General features: G+C 62.3%; 19 protein-coding genes. 8 read left to right on the top strand and 11 right to left on the bottom strand.

What is annotated here, in order from left to right; translation table 11 throughout:
* Positions 1–32 precede the first annotated feature (32 nt).
* Positions 33–1181: an L-threonine dehydrogenase gene (gene yiaY / locus GDV60_RS07330; protein WP_029299114.1), complete on the bottom strand. Its 1149-nt coding sequence runs from the start codon at positions 1179–1181 to the stop codon at positions 33–35.
* A gap of 126 nt (positions 1182–1307) precedes the next feature.
* On the opposite strand from yiaY, the gene GDV60_RS07325 reads away from it, so the two are divergent.
* Positions 1308–2324: a DUF4917 family protein gene (locus GDV60_RS07325; protein ID WP_159906735.1), complete on the top strand. Its 1017-nt coding sequence runs from the start codon at positions 1308–1310 to the stop codon at positions 2322–2324.
* A 146-nt stretch (positions 2325–2470) separates the two neighbouring features.
* On the opposite strand, the gene GDV60_RS07320 is transcribed toward GDV60_RS07325, so the two are convergent.
* On the bottom strand, positions 2471–2998 hold the full coding sequence (locus GDV60_RS07320; protein WP_029299116.1) for a helix-turn-helix domain-containing protein: 528 nt from the start codon (positions 2996–2998) through the stop codon (positions 2471–2473).
* Between the two features lie 157 nt (positions 2999–3155).
* Between GDV60_RS07320 and GDV60_RS07315 the strand changes: the two genes are divergently transcribed.
* From GDV60_RS07315 to GDV60_RS07290, 6 genes are all read left to right on the top strand, one after another.
* Positions 3156–3938 (top strand): aldolase, encoded by a 783-nt coding sequence (locus tag GDV60_RS07315; protein WP_029299117.1) that lies wholly within the window; start codon positions 3156–3158, stop codon positions 3936–3938.
* Between the two features lie 25 nt (positions 3939–3963).
* Positions 3964–4851, top strand: coding sequence for a dihydrodipicolinate synthase family protein (locus GDV60_RS07310; protein ID WP_092234173.1), 888 nt, complete (start codon positions 3964–3966; stop codon positions 4849–4851).
* A 195-nt stretch (positions 4852–5046) separates the two neighbouring features.
* Positions 5047–5586, top strand: a complete 540-nt coding sequence (locus GDV60_RS07305) for an RNA polymerase sigma factor (RefSeq protein WP_092234170.1) — start codon at positions 5047–5049, stop codon at positions 5584–5586.
* Complete coding sequence (locus GDV60_RS07300) at positions 5583–6551, top strand: FecR domain-containing protein (RefSeq protein ID WP_070995793.1); 969 nt, start codon at positions 5583–5585, stop codon at positions 6549–6551. The genes GDV60_RS07305 and GDV60_RS07300 overlap by 4 nt, the downstream gene beginning before the upstream one ends.
* A gap of 118 nt (positions 6552–6669) precedes the next feature.
* Positions 6670–9237, top strand: coding sequence for a TonB-dependent receptor (locus tag GDV60_RS07295; RefSeq protein ID WP_159906733.1), 2568 nt, complete (start codon positions 6670–6672; stop codon positions 9235–9237).
* A 206-nt stretch (positions 9238–9443) separates the two neighbouring features.
* Positions 9444–10334 carry a DMT family transporter gene (locus GDV60_RS07290; RefSeq protein WP_070995791.1) on the top strand — a complete coding sequence of 297 codons (891 nt, stop codon included), beginning with the start codon at positions 9444–9446 and terminating at the stop codon, positions 10332–10334.
* A 111-nt stretch (positions 10335–10445) separates the two neighbouring features.
* Here the strand turns inward: GDV60_RS07290 and GDV60_RS07285 are convergent, their stop codons facing one another.
* From GDV60_RS07285 to GDV60_RS07270, 4 genes are all read right to left on the bottom strand, one after another.
* Positions 10446–11663: an SAM-dependent methyltransferase gene (locus GDV60_RS07285; RefSeq protein ID WP_159906731.1), complete on the bottom strand. Its 1218-nt coding sequence runs from the start codon at positions 11661–11663 to the stop codon at positions 10446–10448.
* Positions 11664–11881: 218 nt separating this feature from the next.
* Positions 11882–12499 (bottom strand): TPM domain-containing protein, encoded by a 618-nt coding sequence (locus tag GDV60_RS07280; protein ID WP_029299129.1) that lies wholly within the window; start codon positions 12497–12499, stop codon positions 11882–11884.
* Between the two features lie 28 nt (positions 12500–12527).
* Positions 12528–13256 (bottom strand): YgcG family protein, encoded by a 729-nt coding sequence (locus GDV60_RS07275; protein WP_371923397.1) that lies wholly within the window; start codon positions 13254–13256, stop codon positions 12528–12530.
* Complete coding sequence (locus GDV60_RS07270; RefSeq protein ID WP_029297013.1) at positions 13253–13861, bottom strand: LemA family protein; 609 nt, start codon at positions 13859–13861, stop codon at positions 13253–13255. Before GDV60_RS07270 ends, GDV60_RS07275 begins: the two co-directional genes overlap by 4 nt.
* 253 nt (positions 13862–14114) lie before the next feature.
* On the opposite strand from GDV60_RS07270, the gene bglX reads away from it, so the two are divergent.
* On the top strand, positions 14115–16406 hold the full coding sequence (gene bglX, locus GDV60_RS07265) for a beta-glucosidase BglX (protein WP_070995788.1): 2292 nt from the start codon (positions 14115–14117) through the stop codon (positions 16404–16406).
* 119 nt (positions 16407–16525) lie between these two features.
* Here the strand turns inward: bglX and GDV60_RS07260 are convergent, their stop codons facing one another.
* The 5 genes from GDV60_RS07260 to GDV60_RS07240 all read right to left on the bottom strand — a co-directional run bounded on the left by GDV60_RS07260 (position 16526) and on the right by GDV60_RS07240 (position 22047).
* Positions 16526–17683, bottom strand: a complete 1158-nt coding sequence (locus GDV60_RS07260) for a phosphatidylserine/phosphatidylglycerophosphate/cardiolipin synthase family protein (protein ID WP_092234153.1) — start codon at positions 17681–17683, stop codon at positions 16526–16528.
* A 1-nt stretch (position 17684) separates the two neighbouring features.
* Entirely contained in the window at positions 17685–18275 is a 591-nt protein-coding gene (locus GDV60_RS07255; RefSeq protein WP_159906729.1) for a YceI family protein, read from the bottom strand.
* A gap of 188 nt (positions 18276–18463) precedes the next feature.
* Complete coding sequence (locus GDV60_RS07250) at positions 18464–19234, bottom strand: IclR family transcriptional regulator (RefSeq protein WP_029297019.1); 771 nt, start codon at positions 19232–19234, stop codon at positions 18464–18466.
* A 63-nt stretch (positions 19235–19297) separates the two neighbouring features.
* The gene (locus GDV60_RS07245) at positions 19298–20740 is read right to left on the bottom strand and encodes an amidase (RefSeq protein WP_159906727.1); all 1443 of its coding nucleotides are present in this window, start codon (positions 20738–20740) and stop codon (positions 19298–19300) included.
* Positions 20737–22047, bottom strand: coding sequence for a citrate-proton symporter (locus tag GDV60_RS07240; protein ID WP_029297023.1), 1311 nt, complete (start codon positions 22045–22047; stop codon positions 20737–20739). The genes GDV60_RS07245 and GDV60_RS07240 overlap by 4 nt, the downstream gene beginning before the upstream one ends.
* Positions 22048–22057 lie beyond the last annotated feature (10 nt).

Here is a 22057-nt window from a genome sequence, read left to right as displayed (position 1 = left end):
AGCTTGTCGCTTGAAGCTTGCCACTGCTCGACTCAAAACGCGCTGCGGAAAATCTCCTCGATCTGCCGCTGGTCAGCGCGCCGTGGGTTGGTCAGGCCGCAGGCGTCCTTGAGGGCGTTGGTCGCCAGCAACGGAATGTCTTGCAGCTTGGCGCCCAGCTCACGCAGGCCGGCCGGGATTTCAACGTCCTGGGACAGGCAGCGGATCGCTGCGATGGCCGCCTGCGCGCCTTCTTCGGGGCTGGCGTGTTTGTCGGTCACACCCAGGGCGCGGCCGACGTCGCTCAGGCGCGCCGCGCTGACGCTGGCATTGAAGCTTTGCACGTGGGGCAGCAACACCGCGTTGCACACGCCATGGGGCAAGTCGTAAAGGCCGCCCAACTGGTGGGCCATAGCGTGGACAAAACCCAGGGAGGCGTTGTTGAAGGCCATGCCCGCCAGAAATTGCGCGTAGGCCATGTTTTCACGGGCCGCCATGTCGCTGCCGTCACGCACCGCCAGGCGCAGGTTGGCGCTGATCAGTTCGATCGCCTTGATCGCGCACGCATCGGTGATCGGGTTGGCGGCAGTAGATACATAGGCTTCGATGGCGTGGGTCAGCGCGTCCATACCGGTGGCGGCGGTCAGGCCCTTGGGCATGGCGACCATCAGCGCCGGGTCGTTGACCGACAGCAATGGCGTGACGTTACGGTCGACGATGGCCATTTTCACGTGGCGGGTTTCGTCGGTGATGATGCAAAAACGGGTCATTTCGCTGGCAGTACCGGCGGTGGTGTTGATGGCCACCAGCGGCAGTTGCGGCTTGCTCGATTGGTCGACACCTTCGTAGTCGCCGATATGCCCGCCATTGGTGGCACACAGGGCGATACCCTTGGCGCAGTCATGGGGCGAACCGCCGCCCAACGACACCACGAAATCGCAGCCACTGGCCTGCAACAACGCCAGGCCGTTCTCGACGTTCTCCACGTTGGGGTTGGGTTTGGCGCCGTCGTAGAGCACCGAATCGATGTCCTGCATCGCCAATTTCTCGGCAATCATGCGGGCCACGCCCGCCTTGGCCAGGCCCGCGTCGGTGACGATCAGCGCCTTGCGAAAACCGTAGTTGCGGATCGCGCTCATGGCTTCGTCGAGGCAATCGATGCCCATGATGTTGACGGCGGGAATGAAGAACGTGCTGCTCATGGTGAACCCTCGGGGATACGTTGATGCCTACAGCATCAACCCCACCCGCCTGCGGCATCTTGACCAAGATCAACGCCCGCCCGTGATAAAGTCACCGCCCAGCCGTTTTTGAGTAGACCCGCCGCAATGAAGGATTTCCAGGATATCGACGCCGCCCTTGAAGACTGGACCGCACTGCGCAGCAGCACCGCCTTTTCCGCGATCCTGATCGGCAACGGTGCCAGTCGTGCGGTATGGGAAGATTTTGCCTACGACTCGCTGTTTGAAAACGCGCGCACCGTCGAAGAGAAGCCCTTGAGCGCTTCCGAATTGAGCGTGTTTGACGCGATGCAGACCCGTAGCTTCGAGCAGGTGCTGGGCGCCCTGAAAACCACCAGCCGCGTCAACAAGGCCCTGGCCGTCAGCTCCGCCGCGCCACGTAATCGCTACTACGCGATCAAGGAAGCGCTGATCAATAGCATCCACGCCGTGCATATCCCCTGGCGCCTGGTGCAGCCCTCGACCCTGGCCACAATCAATCAGGAACTGGCGAGCTACAAGACGGTGTTCACCAGCAATTACGACCTGCTCAACTACTGGTCGATCCTGCACACACCGGGCATCGACGACCTGTTTCGCGGCGCCGATTCACGCTTTGACCTGCGCGACACCGCCACCACCGCGACGCGCATTCTGTACCTGCACGGTGGCCTGCATCTGGTGCGCAACCTGGATGGCTCGGCGCGTAAATTGCCGTCCACCGACAGCACGTTGCTCAGCAGCTTTGCCATCAACAACACCATCAAGACCCTCGACGATGTGCCGCTGTTTATCAACGAAGGCCCCAGCAGCGAGAAGCTCAAGAGCATTCGCAGTTCGGATTACCTGTCGTTCTGCTATGAACAGTTGCTGGGGCAGGCAGGCGCGCTGTGCATCTTTGGCCATCACCTGAGCGAACAGGACGAGCACTTGGTGGAGGCCATTCGTCGGTCGCGGATCAAGACCCTGGCGATCTCGGTGTTTGGCCGCAGCGACGGGTTTATCCAGCAGCAAAAGCGGCGGTATGCCGCGCTGTTCGAGGGGATGGAGGTGGAGCTCAGGTTCTTTGCGGCGCGCAGCCATGCGCTGGGCAAGCCGGCATTGTCGGTGCCGGTCGAGCACTGATCCCAGCCTAACTGGAGACCCCATGTGGGAGCGGGCTTGCTCGCGATAGCGGTGGGTCTGACGCTGGATGTGTTGAATGACACACCGCTTTCGCGAGCAAGCCCGCTCCCACACAAGCCAGCTCCTACCTTGACCGCGTTCCAGGCCTATTCTTCGGCGCTGTGTACCACCACCAGCAACTGCGCCTGCACCTCACCCACTGAACGGATCCGGTGGGGCTTTTGCGCATTGAAGTGCAGCGCATCGCCGCGCTCCAGCAGCACCCGCTCGCTCATGAAGTCCACTTCCACCCGGCCTTCATGCACAAACAAAAACTCCTCCCCCACATGCTCCTTGAAGGTCTTGTCGCTGAACTCCGACGGCGGGTAGATGATGAACGGCAGCAGGCTGCGCTCGCTGACCTGATGGGCCAGTACCGCATAACCCGGCGAGGTATCAGGTCGCTCATGGCTGCGCACCAGGCTGTAGCTGTCGAGGCTGACGCTGTCTTCGCTGAACAATTCTTCGACCTTGACGTTCAACGCCTTGGCCAGTTTCAGCGCGGCGGCAATCGACGGGGTGTTCAGGCCGCGTTCGACTTTGGACAGGTAACTCTTGGTCATCCCGGATTTTTCGGCCAATGCCTCCAAGGTGACCCCGAGTTTTTTTCTCAATAATTTCAAACGGATAGACATGCGCAGCGTTTAATCCAAGCAGGATGCGATGATTATTGCTTGCCAATGACACAAAGTGTCATATAGCCTCTTTAGTGTCATTTGCAGAACCCAACGACCTTGCGAGCAGCGGGAACCCGCAAATCGACGTCCATTGAACCACCCAAAGGACACCGATATGGCCAAGACATTAGCACTCCCCAAAGACCAACTGGTCAAGCAAGCGCTGACCCAGATGCAAAGTACCCTGGCGGATAATACGTGGACCGACCGGCAAAAGCTGGCCCTGACCTGCCGTATTCTGTTCGAGAACGGCCACGACTCGGGCCTGGCCGGGCAGATTACCGCCCGTGGCCCGCAGCCTGGCACCTACTACACCCAGCAACTGGGCCTGGGTTTCGATGAAATCACTGCCAGCAACCTGCTGCTGGTCAACGAAGACCTGGAGGTGTTGGAAGGCCACGGCATGCCCAACCCGGCCAACCGTTTTCACAGCTGGGTCTATCGTGGCCGGCCGGATGTGAACTGCATCATCCACACCCATCCGACCCACATCGCCGCACTGTCGATGCTCGAAGTGCCGCTGCAGGTGTCGCACATGGACCTGTGCCCGCTGTATGAAGACTGCGCATTCCTCGAAGCCTGGCCGGGTGTGCCGGTGGGTAATGAAGAAGGCGAAATCATCACCGAGGCCCTGGGCGACAAGCGCGCCATCCTGCTGTCTCACCACGGCCAGTTGTCCACTGGAAGCACCATCGAAGAAGCCTGTGTGATCGCGCAACTGATCGAACGGGCGGCCAAACTGCAATTGCTGGCCATGGCCGCCGGTACCGTCAAGCCGATCCTGCCGCAGTTGGGACGCGAGGCCCATGACTGGATCTCCAAGCCCAAGCGCCACGGCGCCGCGTTCAACTACTACGCTCGGCAGAACCTGCGCCAACACGCCGATTGCCTGAACTGAAGCCTTTTTCGACCGGAGACATTCCATGTCCACCCCAACTATTCACGGCATTATCGGCTACACCATCACCCCGTTCAGCGCCGACGGCAGCACCCTTGACCTCGACGCCCTGGGCCGCTCCATCGACCGTCTGATCGACAGCGGCGTGCACGCCATCGCCCCGCTGGGCAGCACCGGCGAAGGCGCCTACCTGAGCGATGCCGAGTGGGATGAAGTCAGTGCCTACAGTATCCGCAAGGTCGCCAAGCGCGTGCCGACCATTGTCAGCGTGTCCGACCTGACCACCGCCAAGGCCGTGCGCCGCGCGCGCTTTGCCGAAGCCGAGGGCGCTGATGTGGTGATGGTGCTGCCGACGTCCTACTGGAAGCTCAGTGAAGCGCAGATCCTTGCGCACTACGCGGCTATTGGCGACAGCGTCGGTGTGCCGATCATGCTCTACAACAACCCGGCCACCAGCGGCACGGATATGTCCGTGGAGCTGATCCTGCGGATCGTCAACAGCGTTGATAACGTGACGATGGTCAAGGAGAGCACCGGCGATATCCAGCGCATGCACCAGCTGTACCGCCAGGGCGAAGGCCAGGTGCCGTTCTACAACGGCTGCAACCCCCTGGCCCTGGAAGCCTTCGCCGCCGGGGCCAAGGGTTGGTGCACCGCTGCGCCGAACCTGATCCCACAGCTCAACCTGGACCTGTACCAGGCGGTACTGGCCAATGACCTCAACCGGGCGCGGGAGCTGTTCTATCGTCAGTTGCCGGTGCTGGACTTTATCCTCAAGGGTGGCTTGCCGGCGACGATCAAGGCAGGTTTGCGCATGACCGGGCTGGAGGTGGGTGATCCGCGACTGCCGGTGTTCCCGCTGGACATGGCGGGCCAGGCGCAGTTGCAGAAACTGCTGACCTCATTGAGCTAAACCACAACCCTGTGCGGGCTTGCTCGCGAATGCGGTCGATCAGCCAATACATTTATCGACTGATACACCGCTTTCGCGAGCAAGCCCGCTCCCACATTGGATCGCAGGGGTCTTTAAATTTACGGAGACAAATAGCAATAGTTCTCGATATCATTCGCGACTTTTCTGCAGCGTGCTGCGTCAAGAAGGATATCCATGTCTCGTTTCAAGCCCGACCCGTTGTCGGCCGACGCCTTTCGCGGGTTTTATGCAGACATCCTGCATTACCTGCGCAAACGCACGGACAACGCCAGCGACGCGGCGGACATGACCCAGGATGTCTTTACCCAATGGCTGGACTACAACGACCGGACCAAGGTCGAGCAGCCACGGGCCTTTCTGTTTCAGATGGCACGCAACCTGTTGCGTGACCATTGGCGCAAACAGAAGGTGCGGCACAGCGTCCACCATCAACAGGCCGAATGGGACGCCGAGCCTGTCACCGACGAGCAAAACGATCCCATGGCCGCCGCTCAACGCATCCAACGCCTGGAACAGTTGAAAGAAGTCCTCGCCGAACTCTCGCCCCGCAGGCGAGAAGCCCTTATGCTGCACCGCTTCGAAGGCCTGAGCCAGGCGCAGATCGCCGAGCGCATGGGCGTTTCGATCAGCATGGTGGAAAAGCACATCGCCTTTGCCCTGCTGCACTGCAAGCAGCGACTTCAAAAAGACCCGGGCAAGGAGCAGCCAGAATGACCCGCTTGAGCACCCGCGACGGCCACGGAATTGATGAGCACGACACCATCGATGCCCAGGCAGCCAGTTGGTTTGCACGCAATCGCAACGAAGTTGGCACGCAGGACCGCAAGGCCTTCGCCGCCTGGCACGCCGTGCCGGCCCATGCGCGCGCCTACGCCGAATTCGAACAGCTGTGGGCCGACCTTGGCGAACTGCAGCAACTGAACAAACCCCTGCCCCTGCCCACACGCAAACCCGCGCCTTGGCGCCCGGCGCTGGCGGTGGCTGCCGCGCTGGTCTGCGCGTTGCTCGCCAGCAACCTGGGGGCCCCGCGTGGGCTCTATCACACCGAGGTCGCGGCGCAGGCCAAAGGCATGCGCACCCTGGACCTGCCGGATGGCAGCACCTTGTACGTCAACGCCAGCACCCGCTTACGGGTGGACTTCGATGCCCATCGCCGCGTGATTCACCTGGACCAAGGCCAGTTGTACGTGGAGGTGGCGCCCGACAAGGAGCGGCCTCTGTTCGTGCGCGCAGGCGAGGCCGACGTGCGGGTGGTGGGCACCGCGTTTGACGTGCGTCGCAGCCAGCAGCAACTGGTGGTCAGCGTGGCCCACGGGACCGTCGCCTTCGCCCCCGACCAGAACGCCAGCGCCGTGCTGCTCAGCGCTCAACAACGGGCGACCTACAGCTACGCCAAGGGCTCCATGCAGCAGCAAACCCTGGCCGCTGGCGAAGTCGCCGACTGGCGCAGCGGCCACTTGTCCTTTCGCAACCGCGAGCTGGCCAGCCTGCTGGATGAGCTGAGCCTGTATCGGCCCAAGGCCGTGGTGTTGGCCGATGGCCCAGTAGCGCAACTGAAGGTTTCCGGCAATCTCGATGTCAACGACCCGGATGCGCTGCTTAACGCACTGCCTGCTTTGCTGCCGGTGAAAACCGTGCCCCTGGCCGACGGCAGGGTCCGTATCGAAGCACGTAAGTAGCGCTACTTGAGAATATTTTGCATTCGCATGTGAGGATTTTTTTTCCTGCCGCGTCTTCCTCCGGTCTGCGTTTGATACGCATGCCTTTTTTGGCTATTTAGCCGCCTTGGGGGATTTCATGTTTCGCGCGCCTTGCCTTGCCCTGCACCTGTCTCTTCGACCGACACTCATCGCCGCCTGCCTGGCCGTCAGCCTCACGGCCCAGGCCGAGTCGCTCAAACTGCAACTGCCGGCCCAACCGCTGGCCACATCCCTGAGCCAGGTGGCGCAACAGGCGAAAATCCAGCTGCTGTTCGATGAGGACCTGCTGAAAGATGTCCAGGCGCCCGCGATCAACGGTGATTACACCCCCGAAGTAGCGATCCGCACCCTGCTCAAGACCGGCGAATTCACCCTGATCAAAGTCGGCAGCACCTATGTCGTGCGCCCCGAAGAAAGCCGCACCACCAACAGCACCAGCGTGCAGTTGGACGCCTTGAGCGTGATCGGTACCGGCAATCAAGTCGATGCCAGCACCGTTGGACGCTCGACCCTGTCCCAGGCCGATATCGACCGCCTGCAACCCAACAACATCGCCAGCCTGGTGCAGACGCTGCCGGGCGTGACCATGGGCGGCTCGATGAAGCCTGGCGGACAGATCATCAACATTCGCGGGATGGGCGAGGCTGAAGACGTGCCGATGACCGTCGATGGCGCGGCCAAAAGCGGTTTCGAGCGCTATCAGCAAGGGACCGTGTTTATCGAGCCCGAGATGATCAAGAGCGTCGAGGTGGAAAAAGGCCCGCACTCGGCCTTCACCGGCAACGGAGGCTTCGGTGGTACGGTCAACATGGTCACCAAGGATGCGCCGGACCTGCTCAAGGACGGACGCAACAGCGGTGCGATGCTCAAGTATGGGTATGCCAGCAACGACCACGAACAGGTCTACAGCGGTGCCGTGTATGGCCGCACCGATGACGGCCGCATCGACGCCCTGGCCTACCTGACCAAGCGCGACGGCGGCGACATGAAGCTGGCCGACAAGCGCGACTACGACAGCAAGGACTACCCGATCAACCCGCAGCGCCTGCCCAACAGCGCACAAGATGTGGACGGTCAACTGTTCAAACTGAACATGTACCTCACCGATGAGCACAGCCTCGGTTTCTCCTACTCCCGGGCCAACAGCGAACGCTGGACGCCGTTTTCGGCCAGGAGTTACCCATCGCCACCGCGCAAGGCCGATATCGACCGCTATGGCTATGACGCTGCCGTCAGACGGTTCCTGGCCAACCGCCACACCGTCGATACCACTTGGTCGGGCAAGTACGAATACCAGCCCCTGGGTAACCCGCTGATCGACATGAAGCTCAGCTATTCGGAGTCCAACACCGACCAGACCGACACACGCGATGCCACGGCCGTGACGAGCTTATCCACGGGCGGGCGCAAGATGGACACCGCCTACACCGACAAGATTCTCGAACTACGCAACATCAGCCTCTTCAACACGGGCCCGCTGGACCATGCCTTGACCACCGGCGTGCAGATCCGCAAGCACATCCGCGATACCGAAAGCTGGATGCCCGGTGAAAAGTACGACACGCCTGAGTACAACTACGGGCATTTCCAACCGGCGTTCATGCCCCACGGCAAGGTCGACACCCATGCGTTCTACATCCAGGACGCCGTAACCCTGGGCGACGTGACCATCACCCCATCCCTGCGGTATGACCACGTGGTCAACCGTGGCAAAGCCAACGACGCGCCGTACTACAGCAACCCCGACCCGGCCTTCGGCCACGACTACAGCGACCGCACCTATGCCGGCTGGTCGCCGCGCCTGGCAGCGTTCTGGAAGGTCACCCCGGACGTGGTGATGTTCGCCAACTGGAGCAAGACCTGGCGCGCGCCGGTGATCGACGAACAATACGAAGTCCAGGGCCTGGGCAGCCGCACCTCCACCAGCCGCAACCTCGACCCGGAACGCATCACTGCCATCACCGTGGGCAACATCACCAACTTCGCCAACGTGATTGCCAGCGGCGACAGCCTGCAACTGCGCAGCACGTTGTTCCACAACAAGATCGAAGACGAAATTTTCAAGGCCACCGGCCTCGGCTGCCAGCAACAGAACTACATGGAAGGCTCCATCGCCAAGGTCTGCACCGACATGGCGTCGAAGACCAATTACCGCAACGTCGGCAGCATGACCATCAAAGGCTTCGAGCTCGAAGGCTACTACGACTCGACCTACCTGTTCGGCTCCCTGAGCTACTCGTGGGCCACCGGCAAGCGCGAAAATCCCTACACCAACCCGTGGGCGACCGACATCCACGTGTGGGCCCGTGACATTCCACCGGCCAAATGGGTCGCGATGCTGGGCACCAAGATTCCTGCCTGGGACGCACAAGTGGGTTGGCAAGGCCAGTTCGTGCGCAAGACCGATCGCCTGCCCAGCGACAAATATTCAAGCGGCCTGAACAGCGGCTTCGGCGACAGCTTCTACGACCAGTACCCCAACGCCAGCTACGACACCCAGGGCCTGTTCGCCAAATGGACACCGCAACAGCCGTACCTCAAGGGCACCGAAGTCAACTTCACCGTCGACAACCTGTTCAACCGCAGCTACATGCCGGCCTTGAGTGGCGACAGCGCCACCAGCGTCGGACGCAATGCCAAGATCAGCGTAACGCGGTTCTTCTAACCCTGTAGGAGCCGGCTTGCCGAAACGCATAAATCCAAGCAGACAGGCCTGTTGTGGCGAGCGTTGTTTTTACCGGCGCCATCGCCGGCAAGCCGGCTCCTACAGGAACTGTACGGTTCAATCTGCACCCAGCTGTAAGCCCGCGCCGTGCGGGCTTTGTGGCTAGATGGGCAGCATCCTCCTGCCCATTCGATCCGGTTGTTCCCATGAACTCGCGCGAAAACACCGGCATGGCCTTAGGCCTGCTCGGCGTCATCATCTTCAGCCTGACCCTGCCCTTTACCCGCATCGTGGTGCAGGAAATCCATCCTTTGCTCAATGGCCTGGGCCGCGCGTTGTTCGCGGCGGTGCCGGCAGCCTTGCTGTTGCTGTGGCGTCGCGAAGCCTGGCCGACCTGGCGCCAGGTACGCGGCCTGAGCCTGGTGATTGCCGGGGTGATCCTCGGCTTCCCGGTGTTGTCGGCCTGGGCCATGCAAACCCTGCCCGCCTCCCACGGCGCCCTGGTCAACGGCCTGCAACCTCTGTGCGTGGCGTTGTATGCGGCGTGGTTGTCCCATGAACGGCCGTCAAAAGCCTTCTGGGCCTGCGCGGCGCTGGGCAGTGCGTTGGTGCTTGGTTATGCGCTGATCAGCGGCGCCGGTAGCATCCAGGCCGGTGATTTGCTGATGCTTGGGGCAATTGCCGTGGGTGGCCTGGGCTATGCCGAAGGCGGCCGGTTGGCCAAGGAGATGGGCGGCTGGCAGGTGATCTGCTGGGCGCTGGTGCTGTCGACGCCACTGTTGATCGGGCCGGTGGCGTACCTGGCGCTGCAACACGAAGGCGCGATTTCGGCCCGCACCTGGTGGGCGTTTGGCTACGTCTCGCTGTTTTCGCAGTTCCTGGGGTTCTTTGCCTGGTACGCCGGGCTGGCCATGGGCGGAATCGCGCGGGTCAGCCAGATCCAGCTGCTGCAGATCTTCTTCACCATCGCCTTTTCCGCGCTGTTTTTTGGCGAGCACATCGAGCCGATTACGTGGCTGTTTGCCTGCGGGGTGATCGTGACGGTGATGCTGGGGCGCAAGACGGCTGTGCAGCCGGCCAAGCCGCATACACTCTAAATCTGGGAGCGGGCTTGCCCGCGATAGCGCTGGGTCAGTCAATACATACGGCGACTGACCCAGCGCTTTCGCGAGCAAGCCCGCTCCCACATTTTTGGTTCTGCGTGGTGCTCAGGGCAGGTAGCTATCGGCGCGTAGCAGGGTTTCCAGGCAGTGCTCGCTGATCTGGTAGAACGCCTTCAATTCGCGGATTTTCTCCAGCAACTGCGCGTTATCCGAAGGCTCGGCACGCTTGACCGCCAAAATCATCTTGTTCTTGTTGGTGTGGTCCAGGGAGATGAACTCGAACACCTTGGTCTCATAGCCACAGGCTTCCAGGAACAACGCGCGCAGGCTGTCGGTGACCATTTCCGCCTGCTGGCCCAGGTGCAGGCCATATTGCAGCATCGGCTTGAGCAGCGCCGGGCTCTGGATCTGCAAGCGGATCTGTTTGTGGCAGCACGGCGAGCACATGATGATCGACGCCCCGGAGCGGATGCCGGTATGAATCGCATAGTCGGTGGCGATGTCGCAGGCATGCAGGGCGATCATCACGTCCAGCTCGCTGGGCGCCACGCTGCGCACATCACCGCACTTGAACACCAGCCCCGGGTGTTCCAGGCGAGCGGCGGCGTTGTTGCACAGGGTGACCATGTCTTCGCGCAACTCCACGCCCGTCACCTGGCCGTCGGCCTTGAGGGTGTTGCGCAGGTAGTCGTGGATGGCGAACGTCAGGTAGCCCTTGCCCGAACCAAAATCCGCGACCCGCACTGGCCGGTCCAGTTGCAAGGGGGATGAGGTCAGCGCATGGCTGAACACCTCGATGAACTTGTTGATCTGCTTCCACTTGCGCGACATCGCCGGGATCAGCTCGTGCTTGGCGTTGGTCACGCCCAGGTCGGCGAGAAACGGCCGCGTCAGGTCAAGGAAGCGGTTTTTCTCGCGGTTGTGTTCGGCCGACGGTGCTTCACGCAGTTGCTGGGGTTTGCTCTTGAACAGCGAGCTTTTGTTCTTCTTGCTGTATTCCAGCTGCGCCTCGTCGGTCAATGACAGCAGATGGGCGTTCTTGAACGAGGCTGGCAACAGCGCGGCAAGCGTCGCGACGCCGTCTTCGAGGGGGAAATTCTTGGTGATATCACGGGTCTTGTAGCGATAGACAAAAGACAGGCACGCCTGCTCCTTGACCGTCACCGGCTTGATGATCAGGCGTTGCAACTCGGCTTCTTCACCCACGTACTTGGCCAGCACCAGCTTGATAAAGGCATTCTGCTCAAGGCTTGCGCGCAGCAGTTCGATGAACTGGGCGTGATGATCCGGCGCGGGGGTGGCAGGTTTAGGGGTGACAGACATGAACAAAAACGCCTCGGGCAGGGAATGCCAGGCATTTTAGGGGGGATGGGGGCTCAGGGCACGGAGTAATTTGCCCAACGGTCAGCACAATTCAAAATGTGGGGGCTGGCTTGTGTGGGAGCTGGCTTGCCTGCGATGCGGGCACCTCGGTGTGTCAGTCACACCGAGGTGATGCTATCGCAGGCAAGCCAGCTCCCACAGACGGCAGCCCCCACCGGTTACTTGAGGACGATCAGGCGGTTGGGCAGTTCGTTACGGGTGTGGGTCTGGGGCACATGCACCTTGAGCAGTTCGCCACAGGCCTCGATGCAGGTGATAAACCCGGTCAACGTCTGCCCCTGTTTCACCTGCTGGGTAAACGTCTTGACGATGGCATCCCAACTGCTGTCATCCAGGCGCTGGGAAATCCCGTCATCCACCAGGATCTCCACGTAACGCTCGGCCTCGCTGACAAAAATCAGTACCCCGGTGCTGCCCAGGGTGTGGTGCAGGTTCTGCTCCAGGAACTGCCGGCGTGCCAGGTTCGACGCGCGCCAATGCCGCACCGAGCGCGGGATCAGGCGGGTGGTGATGGCCGGCAGGCGGAACACCAGGCACAGCACAATGAACGTCGCCCATTGCGCCAGCAGCAGCGTGTGCATGGTCAACCAGCCCGACAGGTAATGCACGATCCCCGGCACCACCAACGCCACCACGCTGGCCCACAGCAGCGGGATGTAGGCGTAGTCGTCGGCGCGGGCGGCCAGCACGGTCACCAGTTCGGCGTCGGTCTGTTGCTCGACCCTGGCGATCGCTTCGGCCACTTGGCGCTGCTCGTGTTCTGTCAGTAAAGCCATGGTTGTAGATGCTCTTTAGTTATTGTCATTACCAGCCACCCGAAGCCCCGCCGCCGCCAAAACCGCCACCGCCGCCCCTGAAGCCACCGCCCCCGCCACCGCCGCCACCGCGCCCACTGCTGCTGAGAATCGCCAGCAAAATGGCGCCTACCGGCAGGCCCATGCGGTTGCACAGCCACAACACCACCAGCAACAGAATGAACAAGCCGATGGAGAATACCGGGTTGTCCTTGGCGAAGTTGGGATCAGCCACATGGGCCGGCACGGCCAGCGGCTCGCCACCAACCACCTGGATCATGGCGGCCACGCCGTCGCTGATGCCCTGGGTGAAATTGCCCGCCTTGAACTTGGGCGCAATCACCTGGTTGATGATGACCCACGACTGCGCATCGGTAAGTACGCCTTCCAGGCCGTAGCCCACTTCGATGCGCAACTGGCGCTCGTCGCGAGCCACGATCAACAGCGCACCGTTGTCCTTGCCCTTCTGGCCGATGCCCCAGTGCCGACCCAGTTGATAACCGAAGTCTTCAATGGGCAGGCCTTGCAGGTCGGGCACCGTGACCACCACGATCTGGTCGCCGCTGGTCTGCTCCAGCGCCTGCAATTGCTGGCTCAGTTGCGCACGCACCGGCGGGTCGATCATCTGCGCGTTGTCGACCACCCGTCCGGTCAGCGCCGGAAAATCCGGCGCCGCCTGGGCAGTCAGGCTCACGGCCAGCAGCAGCGCCGCCAGCCACCCAGCACGCAGGGTCATCAGAATTTCACTTGTGGCGCTTTATCGGCATCGGCACTGGTGGCCTCGAAGTTGGCGCGCACCGGCAAGTCGCTGTACATCACGCTGTGCCACAGGCGGCCTGGGAACGTGCGGATCTCGGTGTTGAAGGCCTGCACGGCGGCGATAAAGTCGCGACGGGCCACGCTGATGCGGTTTTCGGTGCCTTCAAGCTGCGATTGCAGGGCCAGGAAGTTCTGGTTGGCCTTGAGGTCCGGATAGCGTTCAGACACCACCATCAGGCGGCTGAGGGCACCGCTCAGGCCTTCCTGGGCTTGCTGGAACTGCTTGAGTTTTTCCGGGTTGTCGAGGGTGCTGGCATCGACCTGGATCGAGGTCGCCTTGGCGCGCGCTTCGATCACGGCGGTGAGAGTGTCCTGCTCATGGGCCGCGTAGCCCTTGACCACTTCCACCAGATTGGGGATCAGGTCGGCGCGCCGTTGATACTGGTTCTGCACCTGGGCCCAGGCCGCCTTGACCTGTTCGTCCAGGGTCGGGATCTTGTTGATGCCGCAACCGCTCAGCACGCTGCTGATCAGTAGCAGGGCCGCGGCTTTCCAGCCCCATCGAATAGTCTGTGCTGCTTGCATGGTGTGTCTCCTGACCAACCTTATGGAATTTGACGACTGACCCTATACATCACGCGCTTGGGGCATAATCCGCCACTACTGGATTACAGCGAGCCAATCAGCTAAAAGATGCCCTTCTTTATGGATAGTTCATAAAGAGCCCGCAAGTGTGCGGTATTTACCCACACAACACCCGAACAACAATAGTCGCTCCCCACATTTTGGCCGAGCAGTGTTTACGTGACGCTGCGCAGTACGCCGAAAAAGGATATTCATGAAAAAGCTGTGTTTGCTGGGCCTTGTTGCCACTCTGGCCAGTCACTCCGTCGTTGCCGAGACCAAGCCCGCTGCGCTTAAGGACAAGGACGCGTTCGTCAGCGACCTGCTCGGGCAGATGACCCTGGATGAAAAGATCGGCCAATTGCGCCTGATCAGCATCGGCCCGGAAATGCCGCGCGAGATGATCCGCAAGGAAATCGCCGCCGGGCGCATTGGTGGCACGTTCAACTCCATCACCCGCCCGGAAAACCGTCCGATGCAGGACGCGGCCATGCGCAGCCGCTTGAAGATCCCGATGTTCTTCGCCTATGACGTGATCCACGGCCACCGCACCATTTTCCCGATCAGCCTGGCCCTTGCCTCGAGCTGGGACATGGACGCCATCGGCCGCTCCGGGCGCATTGCCGCTAAAGAAGCGGCGGCAGACAGCCTCGACATCACCTTCGCGCCGATGGTCGATATCTCCCGCGACGCCCGCTGGGGCCGCACCTCCGAAGGTTTCGGCGAAGACACCTACCTGGTGTCGCGCATCAGCGAAGTGATGGTCAAGGCCTTCCAGGGCCCGAGCCCGGCCCAGGCCGACAGCATCATGGCCAGCGTAAAGCACTTCGCCCTGTACGGCGCGGTGGAAGGCGGGCGCGACTACAACGTGGTCGACATGAGCCCGGTCAAGATGTACCAGGACTACCTGCCGCCCTACCACGCCGCGATCAAGGCCGGCGCCGGCGGCGTGATGGTGGCGTTGAACTCGATCAACGGCGTGCCCGCCACCGCCAACACCTGGCTGATGAACGACCTGCTGCGCAAGGAGTGGGGTTTCAAGGGCCTGACCGTGAGCGACCACGGTGCGATCTTCGAACTGATCAAGCACGGCGTCGCCAAGGACGGCCGCGAAGCAGCCAAGCTGGCGATCAAGGCCGGCATCGACATGAGCATGAACGACCAGCTCTACGGCAAGGAATTGCCAGGGCTGCTGAAATCCGGCGAGATCGAGCAAAAGGACATCGACAACGCCGTGCGTGAAGTACTCGGTGCCAAGTACGACATGGGCCTGTTTGCCGACCCGTACCTGCGTATCGGCAAGGCCGAAGACGATCCGGCCGATACCTATGCCGAAAGTCGCCTGCACCGCAGCGAAGCCCGCGACGTTGCGCGGCGCAGCCTGGTGTTGCTGAAAAACCAGAACGACACCCTGCCCCTGAAGAAATCCGCGACCATCGCCCTGGTCGGCCCGCTGGCCAAGGCGCCCATCGACATGATGGGCAGTTGGGCCGCCGCCGGTAAACCTGCGCAATCGGTGACCCTGCTGGACGGCATGAACGCGGTGATCGGTGAACAGGGCAAAGTGATCTACGCCCGTGGCGCCAACATCACCAGCGACAAGGCGGTGGTGGACTACCTCAACTTCCTCAATTTCGATGCCCCGGAAGTGGTGGATGATCCGCGCTCGGCCCAGGTGCTGATCGACGAAGCGGTCAAGGCCGCGAAAAACGCCGATGTGGTGGTGGCTGCCGTAGGCGAGTCCCGTGGCATGTCCCACGAGTCATCGAGCCGTACCGACCTGAACATCCCGCAAAGCCAGCGCGACCTGATCACGGCCTTGAAAGCCACGGGCAAGCCGCTGGTCCTGGTGCTGATGAACGGCCGGCCGCTGTCGATCCTCGAAGAGAGTCAGCAGGCCGATGCGATCCTGGAAACCTGGTTCGCCGGTACCGAAGGCGGCAATGCGATTGCCGACGTGCTGTTCGGTGACTACAACCCCTCGGGCAAGCTGCCGATCACCTTCCCACGCTCCGTGGGGCAGATTCCGACCTACTACAACCACCTGACCATTGGCCGGCCGTTCACGCCGGGCAAACCGGGCAACTACACCTCGCAGTACTTCGATGACACCACAGGCCCGCTGTATCCGTTTGGTTATGGCCTGAGCTACACCCGCTTCAGCCTGTCGGACATGGCGCTGTCGTCCACCACCCTGAACAAGACCGGCAAGCTCGACGCCAGTGTCACCCTGAAAAACACCGGCAAGGTGGATGGCGAAACCGTGGTGCAGTTGTACATCCAGGACGTGGCCGGCTCGATGATCCGCCCGATCAAGGAACTGAAGAACTTCCAGAAGATCCTGCTCAAGGCCGGCGAATCGAAGGTGGTGCACTTCAGCATTACCGAGGATGACTTGAAGTTCTACAACACCCAGCTCAAGTTCGCGGCCGAACCTGGCCAGTTCAATGTGCAGATCGGCCTGGACTCTCAGGACGTGCAGCAGCAGAGTTTCGAACTGCTGTGATTTGAAGCGGTATGTAGGAGCTGGCTTGCCTGCGATGGCAACACCTCGGTGGCACTGATAGACCGAGGTGCCGCCATCGCAGGCAAGCCAGCTCCTACATTGGATTGGCGGTGTGCTCCCTAACCTCTTCGATCCAGCAGGTTGACCACCAACCGATCAATCCAGCCCCACACCCGCTGTTTGACCCGCCGCCACAATGGCCGGGCCTTCCATGCCTCCAGGCTAACCGCCTGGCTCTGGGCAAAATCGCGCTCGAAGCTGCCCGCCACCGCCAGCGTCAACTCCGGATCCAAGGCTTCCAGGTTGGCCTCCAGGTTGAAACGCAGGTTCCAGTGATCGAAATTGCACGAGCCGATGCTCACCCAATCGTCCACCAGCACCATCTTCAGGTGCAGGAAACAGGGCTGATATTCGAAGATCTGCACCCCGGACTTGAGCAGGCGCGGGTAATAACGGTGCCCGGCGTAGCGCACCGAAGGATGGTCGGTGCGCGGCCCGGTCAGCAGCAGGCGTACATCCACACCGCGCCCGGCCGCACGGCGCAGGGCCCGGCGTACCCCCCAGGTGGGCAAGAAGTACGGCGTGGCCAGCCAGATACGGCGCTGGCCGCTGTTCAGGGCGCGGATCAGCGATTGCAAAATGTCCCGATGTTGGCCCGCGTCGGCATACGCCACCCGCCCCAGGCCCGGGCCGGTCGCCGGTACTTTGGGCAGGCGCGGCAAACCAAAATGCGTGGCCGGCTTCCAGGCACGGCGGTGGTCGTTGACCCGCCACTGGCGGTCGAACAGGGCTTGCCAGTCGAGCACCAGCGGGCCGCTGATTTGCACCATGACTTCGTGCCACTCACAGGTGTCCTGCCCGGGCGTCCAGAACTCATCGGTGACCCCGGTGCCGCCCACCACGGCGATGCTCTGGTCGACCAGCAGCAGCTTGCGGTGGTCGCGGTAGAGGTTGCGCATCCAACGGCGCCAGCGCAGGCGGTTGTAGAAGCGCAGCTCCACCCCGGCATCGGTCAAGCGGCGCCGCAGGCCCAGGGTAAATGCCAGGCTGCCGTAGTCATCGAACAGGCAGCGCACCTGGACCCCACGCTCGGCCGCATGCACCAGCGCCTTGACCATCTGCTCGGCACAGGCACCCGCCTCCACCAGATACAGCTCAAGCTCCACCTGGCGTTCGGCGCGGGCGATCGCCACCAGCATCTGCGGGAAAAAGTTCGGGCCGTCGATCAGCAATTCGAAGCGGTTGGCGCTGCGCCAGGGGAACACCGCGCCGCTCATGTCAGCGCGCCGTGAAAATCAGCACCGCACCCACCGGCACCGACAGGCTGATCGCGTCCAGCCCGGCAGCCTTGCGCAAAGTCTCTACGCCAGAGAGCAAGTCAAAATCCTTGGCGTGCAACACCAGCGGCTCCAGGGTCACCACCTGGAAACGCCGGTCATCCAGGCGTGTCGCCAGCAGTTCGGCGTTGTAGGTCTGGGTCTTGCCATGCAGGGTGACCGAGAGCGGCAGGCGCAACTCCAACTGCGCGCCGGTGGCCAGGTCGTTGATAGGTTGCAGGTTGATTTGTGCGTTGATCAGCGCATCGGGGTGGGTCTTGATCTGGAACAGGTCGTTGCGCATGCGCTCGTCGCGCAGCGGGATGCCGCTGTTGACCGACTCCAGCTCGACTTCCAACTGTGCCGCGCCTTTGTCGTCGACCTTGCCGTGCAGCACCAGGAAGCGCTGGACTTCAGACAGGTCAGTGTTTTTGGTGGTGACGAACGACAGCCTTGAGGATTCGTTATCCAGGTACCAGGCGGCCTGCACAGGCACGGCGATGGCGGCCAGTAGCAGGAAGGCCAGGGGTTTGAAGACGGATACGTTGAACATTAAACACTCGCGCGGAGAAAAACCTGCTCGAACATTAACTGGCCGGCTTGCCGCACGCAATCTAACGGCCCCGGCAATTTAAATGTGGGAGCGGGCTTGCCCGCGATAGCAGAGGGTCAGTTAATAGATAGTTGACTGACCCACCGCTATCGCGGGCAAGCCCGCTCCCACACAAGCCCGATCCGGCATCAGGCCAATGCGTGCTGCACGCCTTGCACGGTCGCCTCCAGGCTAGCCAGATGCAGACTCAACACCCGTTCCACCGGCGCCTGGTGCATCGGCCAATGCAACGCCATGCTCCCCACCAGCCGCCCATTGGCCCGCACTGGCAGCGCCACCGCGCGGATCAGGAACGGCAAGCGCACCGGATACTCCCAGTACCCTTCGGTACGCTGGCCAAACCCCTGATGCTGGGATTGCTCGCACGCACGGTACTGATCGTCGGCCGGCACATGCTCGCGGCTGGCCAGGCGCTGGACTTCATCCGCCGCCAACTCGGCCAGGCACGCCTTGCCCATGGCCGAATGGAACAGGCTGGCATGCTGGCCGACGATCTGGCAGTTGTTGGGGTAGAGCTTGCGCAGCACCGTGGGGATCGCGCTTTCCATGACTTCCAGGCGCTCGCCGTCGAAGTTCGACAAGTCCGCCACCAACCCGGTGCGCTCGCTGAGTTCCAGCAACCACGGCGCCGCACACTCCACCAGGCGGCGCTTGAAACGTTGCTGGGTATCGCCGAACAAACGCTGGGCGCTGATGCGATAACGCCGGTCGCTCAGGCCACGGTAGATCCAGCCCTGCTCCTGCAAGGTCAGCAACATCCGCGACACCGTGGCCTTGGGCAGGCGCGTCAGGTAATGCAGCTCCTCAAGCCCCAGGGCCTGGTGCTCGCCGAGCAACTCAATGATGGCCAGTGCCCGCTCCACTGAACGCACAGTCCCCGTGTCGGCGTTGCTGCCCATGGCTGATCTCCCGGTTGCTGATGGATGATCGAATTTCACAGCAAGATACAGGCCGCCCTCCCCTCAGGCGTTCGCCCTCAAGCATTGCGGAGGGCGGCGCTGGACCCAATGCGTCAGTTGCTCATGGGCGTAGGCCAGTTGCAGTACGGCGCGATCCGCCTGGGCCGGGCCGATGATTTGCAGGCCCATGGGCAAGCCTTGAAGGTTGAAGCCCACCGGCACACTCATGCTCGGCAGGCCGGCCAATGTCGGGCCGATCACTACCTCCATCCAGCGGTGATAGGTATCCATGGTTCGCCCTCCAACGACGCGCGGCCAGTGCTGTTGTGCATCGAAAGGGAACACTTGGGCACTGGGCAACAGCAGAAAATCGTAACGCTCGAACAACTTGGCCAGGGCGCGGTACCACTCGCTGCGCGCCAACGAGGCCTGATACACATCCGCTGCGCTCAGCTGCAGGCCGCCCTCCACTTCCCACTGCGCTTCCAGCTTGAGCAACCCACGTTTTTGCGGGTCGGCATACGCCGCCCCCAGCGCGCCCTGCACCAGCCAATGACGATGCACCAGCCAGGTGTGCCACAGGCGCTCCATGGAAAAGTCCGGCTGGCAGCCTTCCACTTCGCAGCCCAACGCACTGAAATCGCCGAGGGCTGATTCACACAGGCCAAGCACGCCATCGTCCATCGGCAGATAGCCGTTGTAATCCCCCAGCCACCCCAGGCGCGCGCCCTTGAAGTCGCGGGCCAGCGGCGCGCCGAATACGCTCGGATCGTCCTTGAGCGACAACGGCACCCGCGCATCGAAGCCCGCCTGGATGCTCAACAACCGCGCCACATCCGCCACGCTGCGGCCCATCGGGCCTTCGGTGGCCAACTGCTGGACAAACAGCTCCGGCGCCGGCCCATGGGGCACGCGGCCCTGGGACGGGCGCAGGCCAAACACGTTATTGAACGCCGCCGGGTTGCGCAGCGAGCCCATCATGTCGCTGCCGTCGGCCACCGGCAGCATGCGCAGCGCCAAGGCTACCGCCGCCCCGCCGCTGCTGCCGCCGGCCACCAAGGCGGGGTCGTAGGCATTGCCGGTGGTGCCGAACACGCTGTTGTAGGTCTGCGAGCCCAGGCCGAATTCAGGCACATTGCTCTTGCCGATGATAATCGCGCCACTGGCCCGTACCCGCGCCACGGCGATGGCGTCTTCAGCGGGCACCTGTTCGGCGAACAGTGGCGAGCCCATGGTCGTGCGCAAACCCTTGGTTGCCGCCAGATCCTTGATCGCCTGGGGCATGCCATGCATCCAGCCACGGGAGCGGCCCTGGTCCAGCTCCCGATCACAGGCCCGGGCCTCGGCCAGCACGTGCTCTTCGTCGCGCAACGACACCAGGGCATTGACCGACGGGTTGAAACGCGCAATCTGCGCCAGATAAGCCTGCATCACGTCGTGACACGACACCTGCCGGGCGTGGATCGCCTGGGACAACGCAATTGCATCGAGCTCAACAATGTTCAAGGTTTCACTCCCTTGGTAAAGCGCGCCGGTGCTGCGGCCCTCGGCGCCTCATGCATGCAGTAAGTGCCCAGCAGCGTCAGGACGCAAGCGAACAGCACATAAAACGCCGGGGCCACCGGGGTGCCCAGCTCTTTGCTTAGCCAGGTGACGATCAGCGGAGCAAAGCCACCAAACACCATCACCGCCACGTTGTACGCCACTGACACCCCGGTGGAGCGCACCTCGATGGGAAACTGCTCGGCCAGGGCCGTCGGCGCCGGGCCGAAGAAGCCGCCGATGGCGATGCACAACATCACTTGCATCACCAGCAACCGCTCAATGGACGGCGCCGCCGCGACCCACACGTACAGCGGGTAAACCATCACGAAAAACGCCAGGGTGAAGCCCATCAACACCGGCCGCCGCCCCAGGCGATCGGACAGCAGGCCAGACAGCGGAATCACCACGGTCATCAGCGCCACGGCGAACATCTGCACCATCAATACCTGGTCCAGGGGCAGGCCCAGGTTCTTGTGGGCGAAGGTCGGCATATTCACCAGCACCACGTAGAACGACACCGTCGCACCACAGGCCAGGCCCATGCTCACCAGGATGCTGCGCCGATGCTCACGCAGCACCGTCATCAGGCTCGGCGCCGGGCCGGTGGCCTGTTTGCGCGCCTCGATAAATTCCTCCGGGTCTTCCATATGCCGGCGAATCCACAAGCCCACCGGGCCGATCAGCAGGCCGAACACAAACGGCAGGCGCCAGCCCCATAAGTCGAGGGTTTCTGGAGTAAAAAAGTGCGTGACCAACGCGACCATCGCCGCGCCGCCAAACACCGCCAGGCACTGCCCGACCAATTGCCAGGAGCCGTACAGGCCCTTGCGATGGGCCGGCGCGCTTTCCACCAGGAACGCCGTGGCGCTGGCATATTCACCGCCCGTGGCAAAGCCCTGGAGCATGCGCGCCACCACGATCAACAGCGGCGCGCCCATGCCGATGGCGGCGTAGTTGGGGGCAAATACGATCAGCGCGATAGACACGGTCATCAAGCGGATAATCAGTTGCATGGCGGCCTTGCGGCCTTTGCGGTCGGCGTACATGCCCAGCAGGATGCCGCCCACCGGGCGCATGAAGAAACCCACGCCGAAGGTGGCCAGGGCCATCAACAGCGAGGCGTACTCGTCGTCCGAGGGGAAGAACTGCCGGGCGATGATGCTGGCCAGAAAGCCGTAGACGATGAAGTCGTACCACTCCAGCGCGTTGCCGACCACCGCCGCTACCACTTGCCGGGTGCGGGACACGCCTTTTATTGAAGTCTGCATGAGAACACTC

It is taken from the genome of Pseudomonas sp. DTU12.1 (assembly GCF_009873475.1).
Taxonomy (GTDB): Bacteria; Pseudomonadota; Gammaproteobacteria; order Pseudomonadales; family Pseudomonadaceae; genus Aquipseudomonas; species Aquipseudomonas proteolytica.
This window is presented reverse-complemented; position numbering and strand designations above follow the sequence as displayed.

What these genes read in the sequence shown, in the direction of transcription:
- GDV60_RS07325 (WP_159906735.1), top strand. Translation starts at nt 1,308, where the DNA reads ATGAAGGATTTCCAGGATATCGACGCCGCCCTTGAAGACTGGACCGCA.
- GDV60_RS07290 (WP_070995791.1), top strand. Translation starts at nt 9,444, where the DNA reads ATGAACTCGCGCGAAAACACCGGCATGGCCTTAGGCCTGCTCGGCGTC.
- GDV60_RS07305 (WP_092234170.1), top strand. Translation starts at nt 5,047, where the DNA reads ATGTCTCGTTTCAAGCCCGACCCGTTGTCGGCCGACGCCTTTCGCGGG.
- GDV60_RS07260 (WP_092234153.1), bottom strand. Translation starts at nt 17,683, where the DNA reads ATGAGCGGCGCGGTGTTCCCCTGGCGCAGCGCCAACCGCTTCGAATTG.
- yiaY (WP_029299114.1), bottom strand. Translation starts at nt 1,181, where the DNA reads ATGAGCAGCACGTTCTTCATTCCCGCCGTCAACATCATGGGCATCGAT.
- GDV60_RS07280 (WP_029299129.1), bottom strand. Translation starts at nt 12,499, where the DNA reads ATGGCTTTACTGACAGAACACGAGCAGCGCCAAGTGGCCGAAGCGATC.
- GDV60_RS07255 (WP_159906729.1), bottom strand. Translation starts at nt 18,275, where the DNA reads ATGTTCAACGTATCCGTCTTCAAACCCCTGGCCTTCCTGCTACTGGCC.
- GDV60_RS07240 (WP_029297023.1), bottom strand. Translation starts at nt 22,047, where the DNA reads ATGCAGACTTCAATAAAAGGCGTGTCCCGCACCCGGCAAGTGGTAGCG.
- GDV60_RS07300 (WP_070995793.1), top strand. Translation starts at nt 5,583, where the DNA reads ATGACCCGCTTGAGCACCCGCGACGGCCACGGAATTGATGAGCACGAC.
- GDV60_RS07270 (WP_029297013.1), bottom strand. Translation starts at nt 13,861, where the DNA reads ATGCAAGCAGCACAGACTATTCGATGGGGCTGGAAAGCCGCGGCCCTG.
- GDV60_RS07295 (WP_159906733.1), top strand. Translation starts at nt 6,670, where the DNA reads ATGTTTCGCGCGCCTTGCCTTGCCCTGCACCTGTCTCTTCGACCGACA.
- GDV60_RS07315 (WP_029299117.1), top strand. Translation starts at nt 3,156, where the DNA reads ATGGCCAAGACATTAGCACTCCCCAAAGACCAACTGGTCAAGCAAGCG.
- bglX (WP_070995788.1), top strand. Translation starts at nt 14,115, where the DNA reads ATGAAAAAGCTGTGTTTGCTGGGCCTTGTTGCCACTCTGGCCAGTCAC.
- GDV60_RS07285 (WP_159906731.1), bottom strand. Translation starts at nt 11,663, where the DNA reads ATGTCTGTCACCCCTAAACCTGCCACCCCCGCGCCGGATCATCACGCC.
- GDV60_RS07320 (WP_029299116.1), bottom strand. Translation starts at nt 2,998, where the DNA reads ATGTCTATCCGTTTGAAATTATTGAGAAAAAAACTCGGGGTCACCTTG.
- GDV60_RS07250 (WP_029297019.1), bottom strand. Translation starts at nt 19,234, where the DNA reads ATGGGCAGCAACGCCGACACGGGGACTGTGCGTTCAGTGGAGCGGGCA.
- GDV60_RS07310 (WP_092234173.1), top strand. Translation starts at nt 3,964, where the DNA reads ATGTCCACCCCAACTATTCACGGCATTATCGGCTACACCATCACCCCG.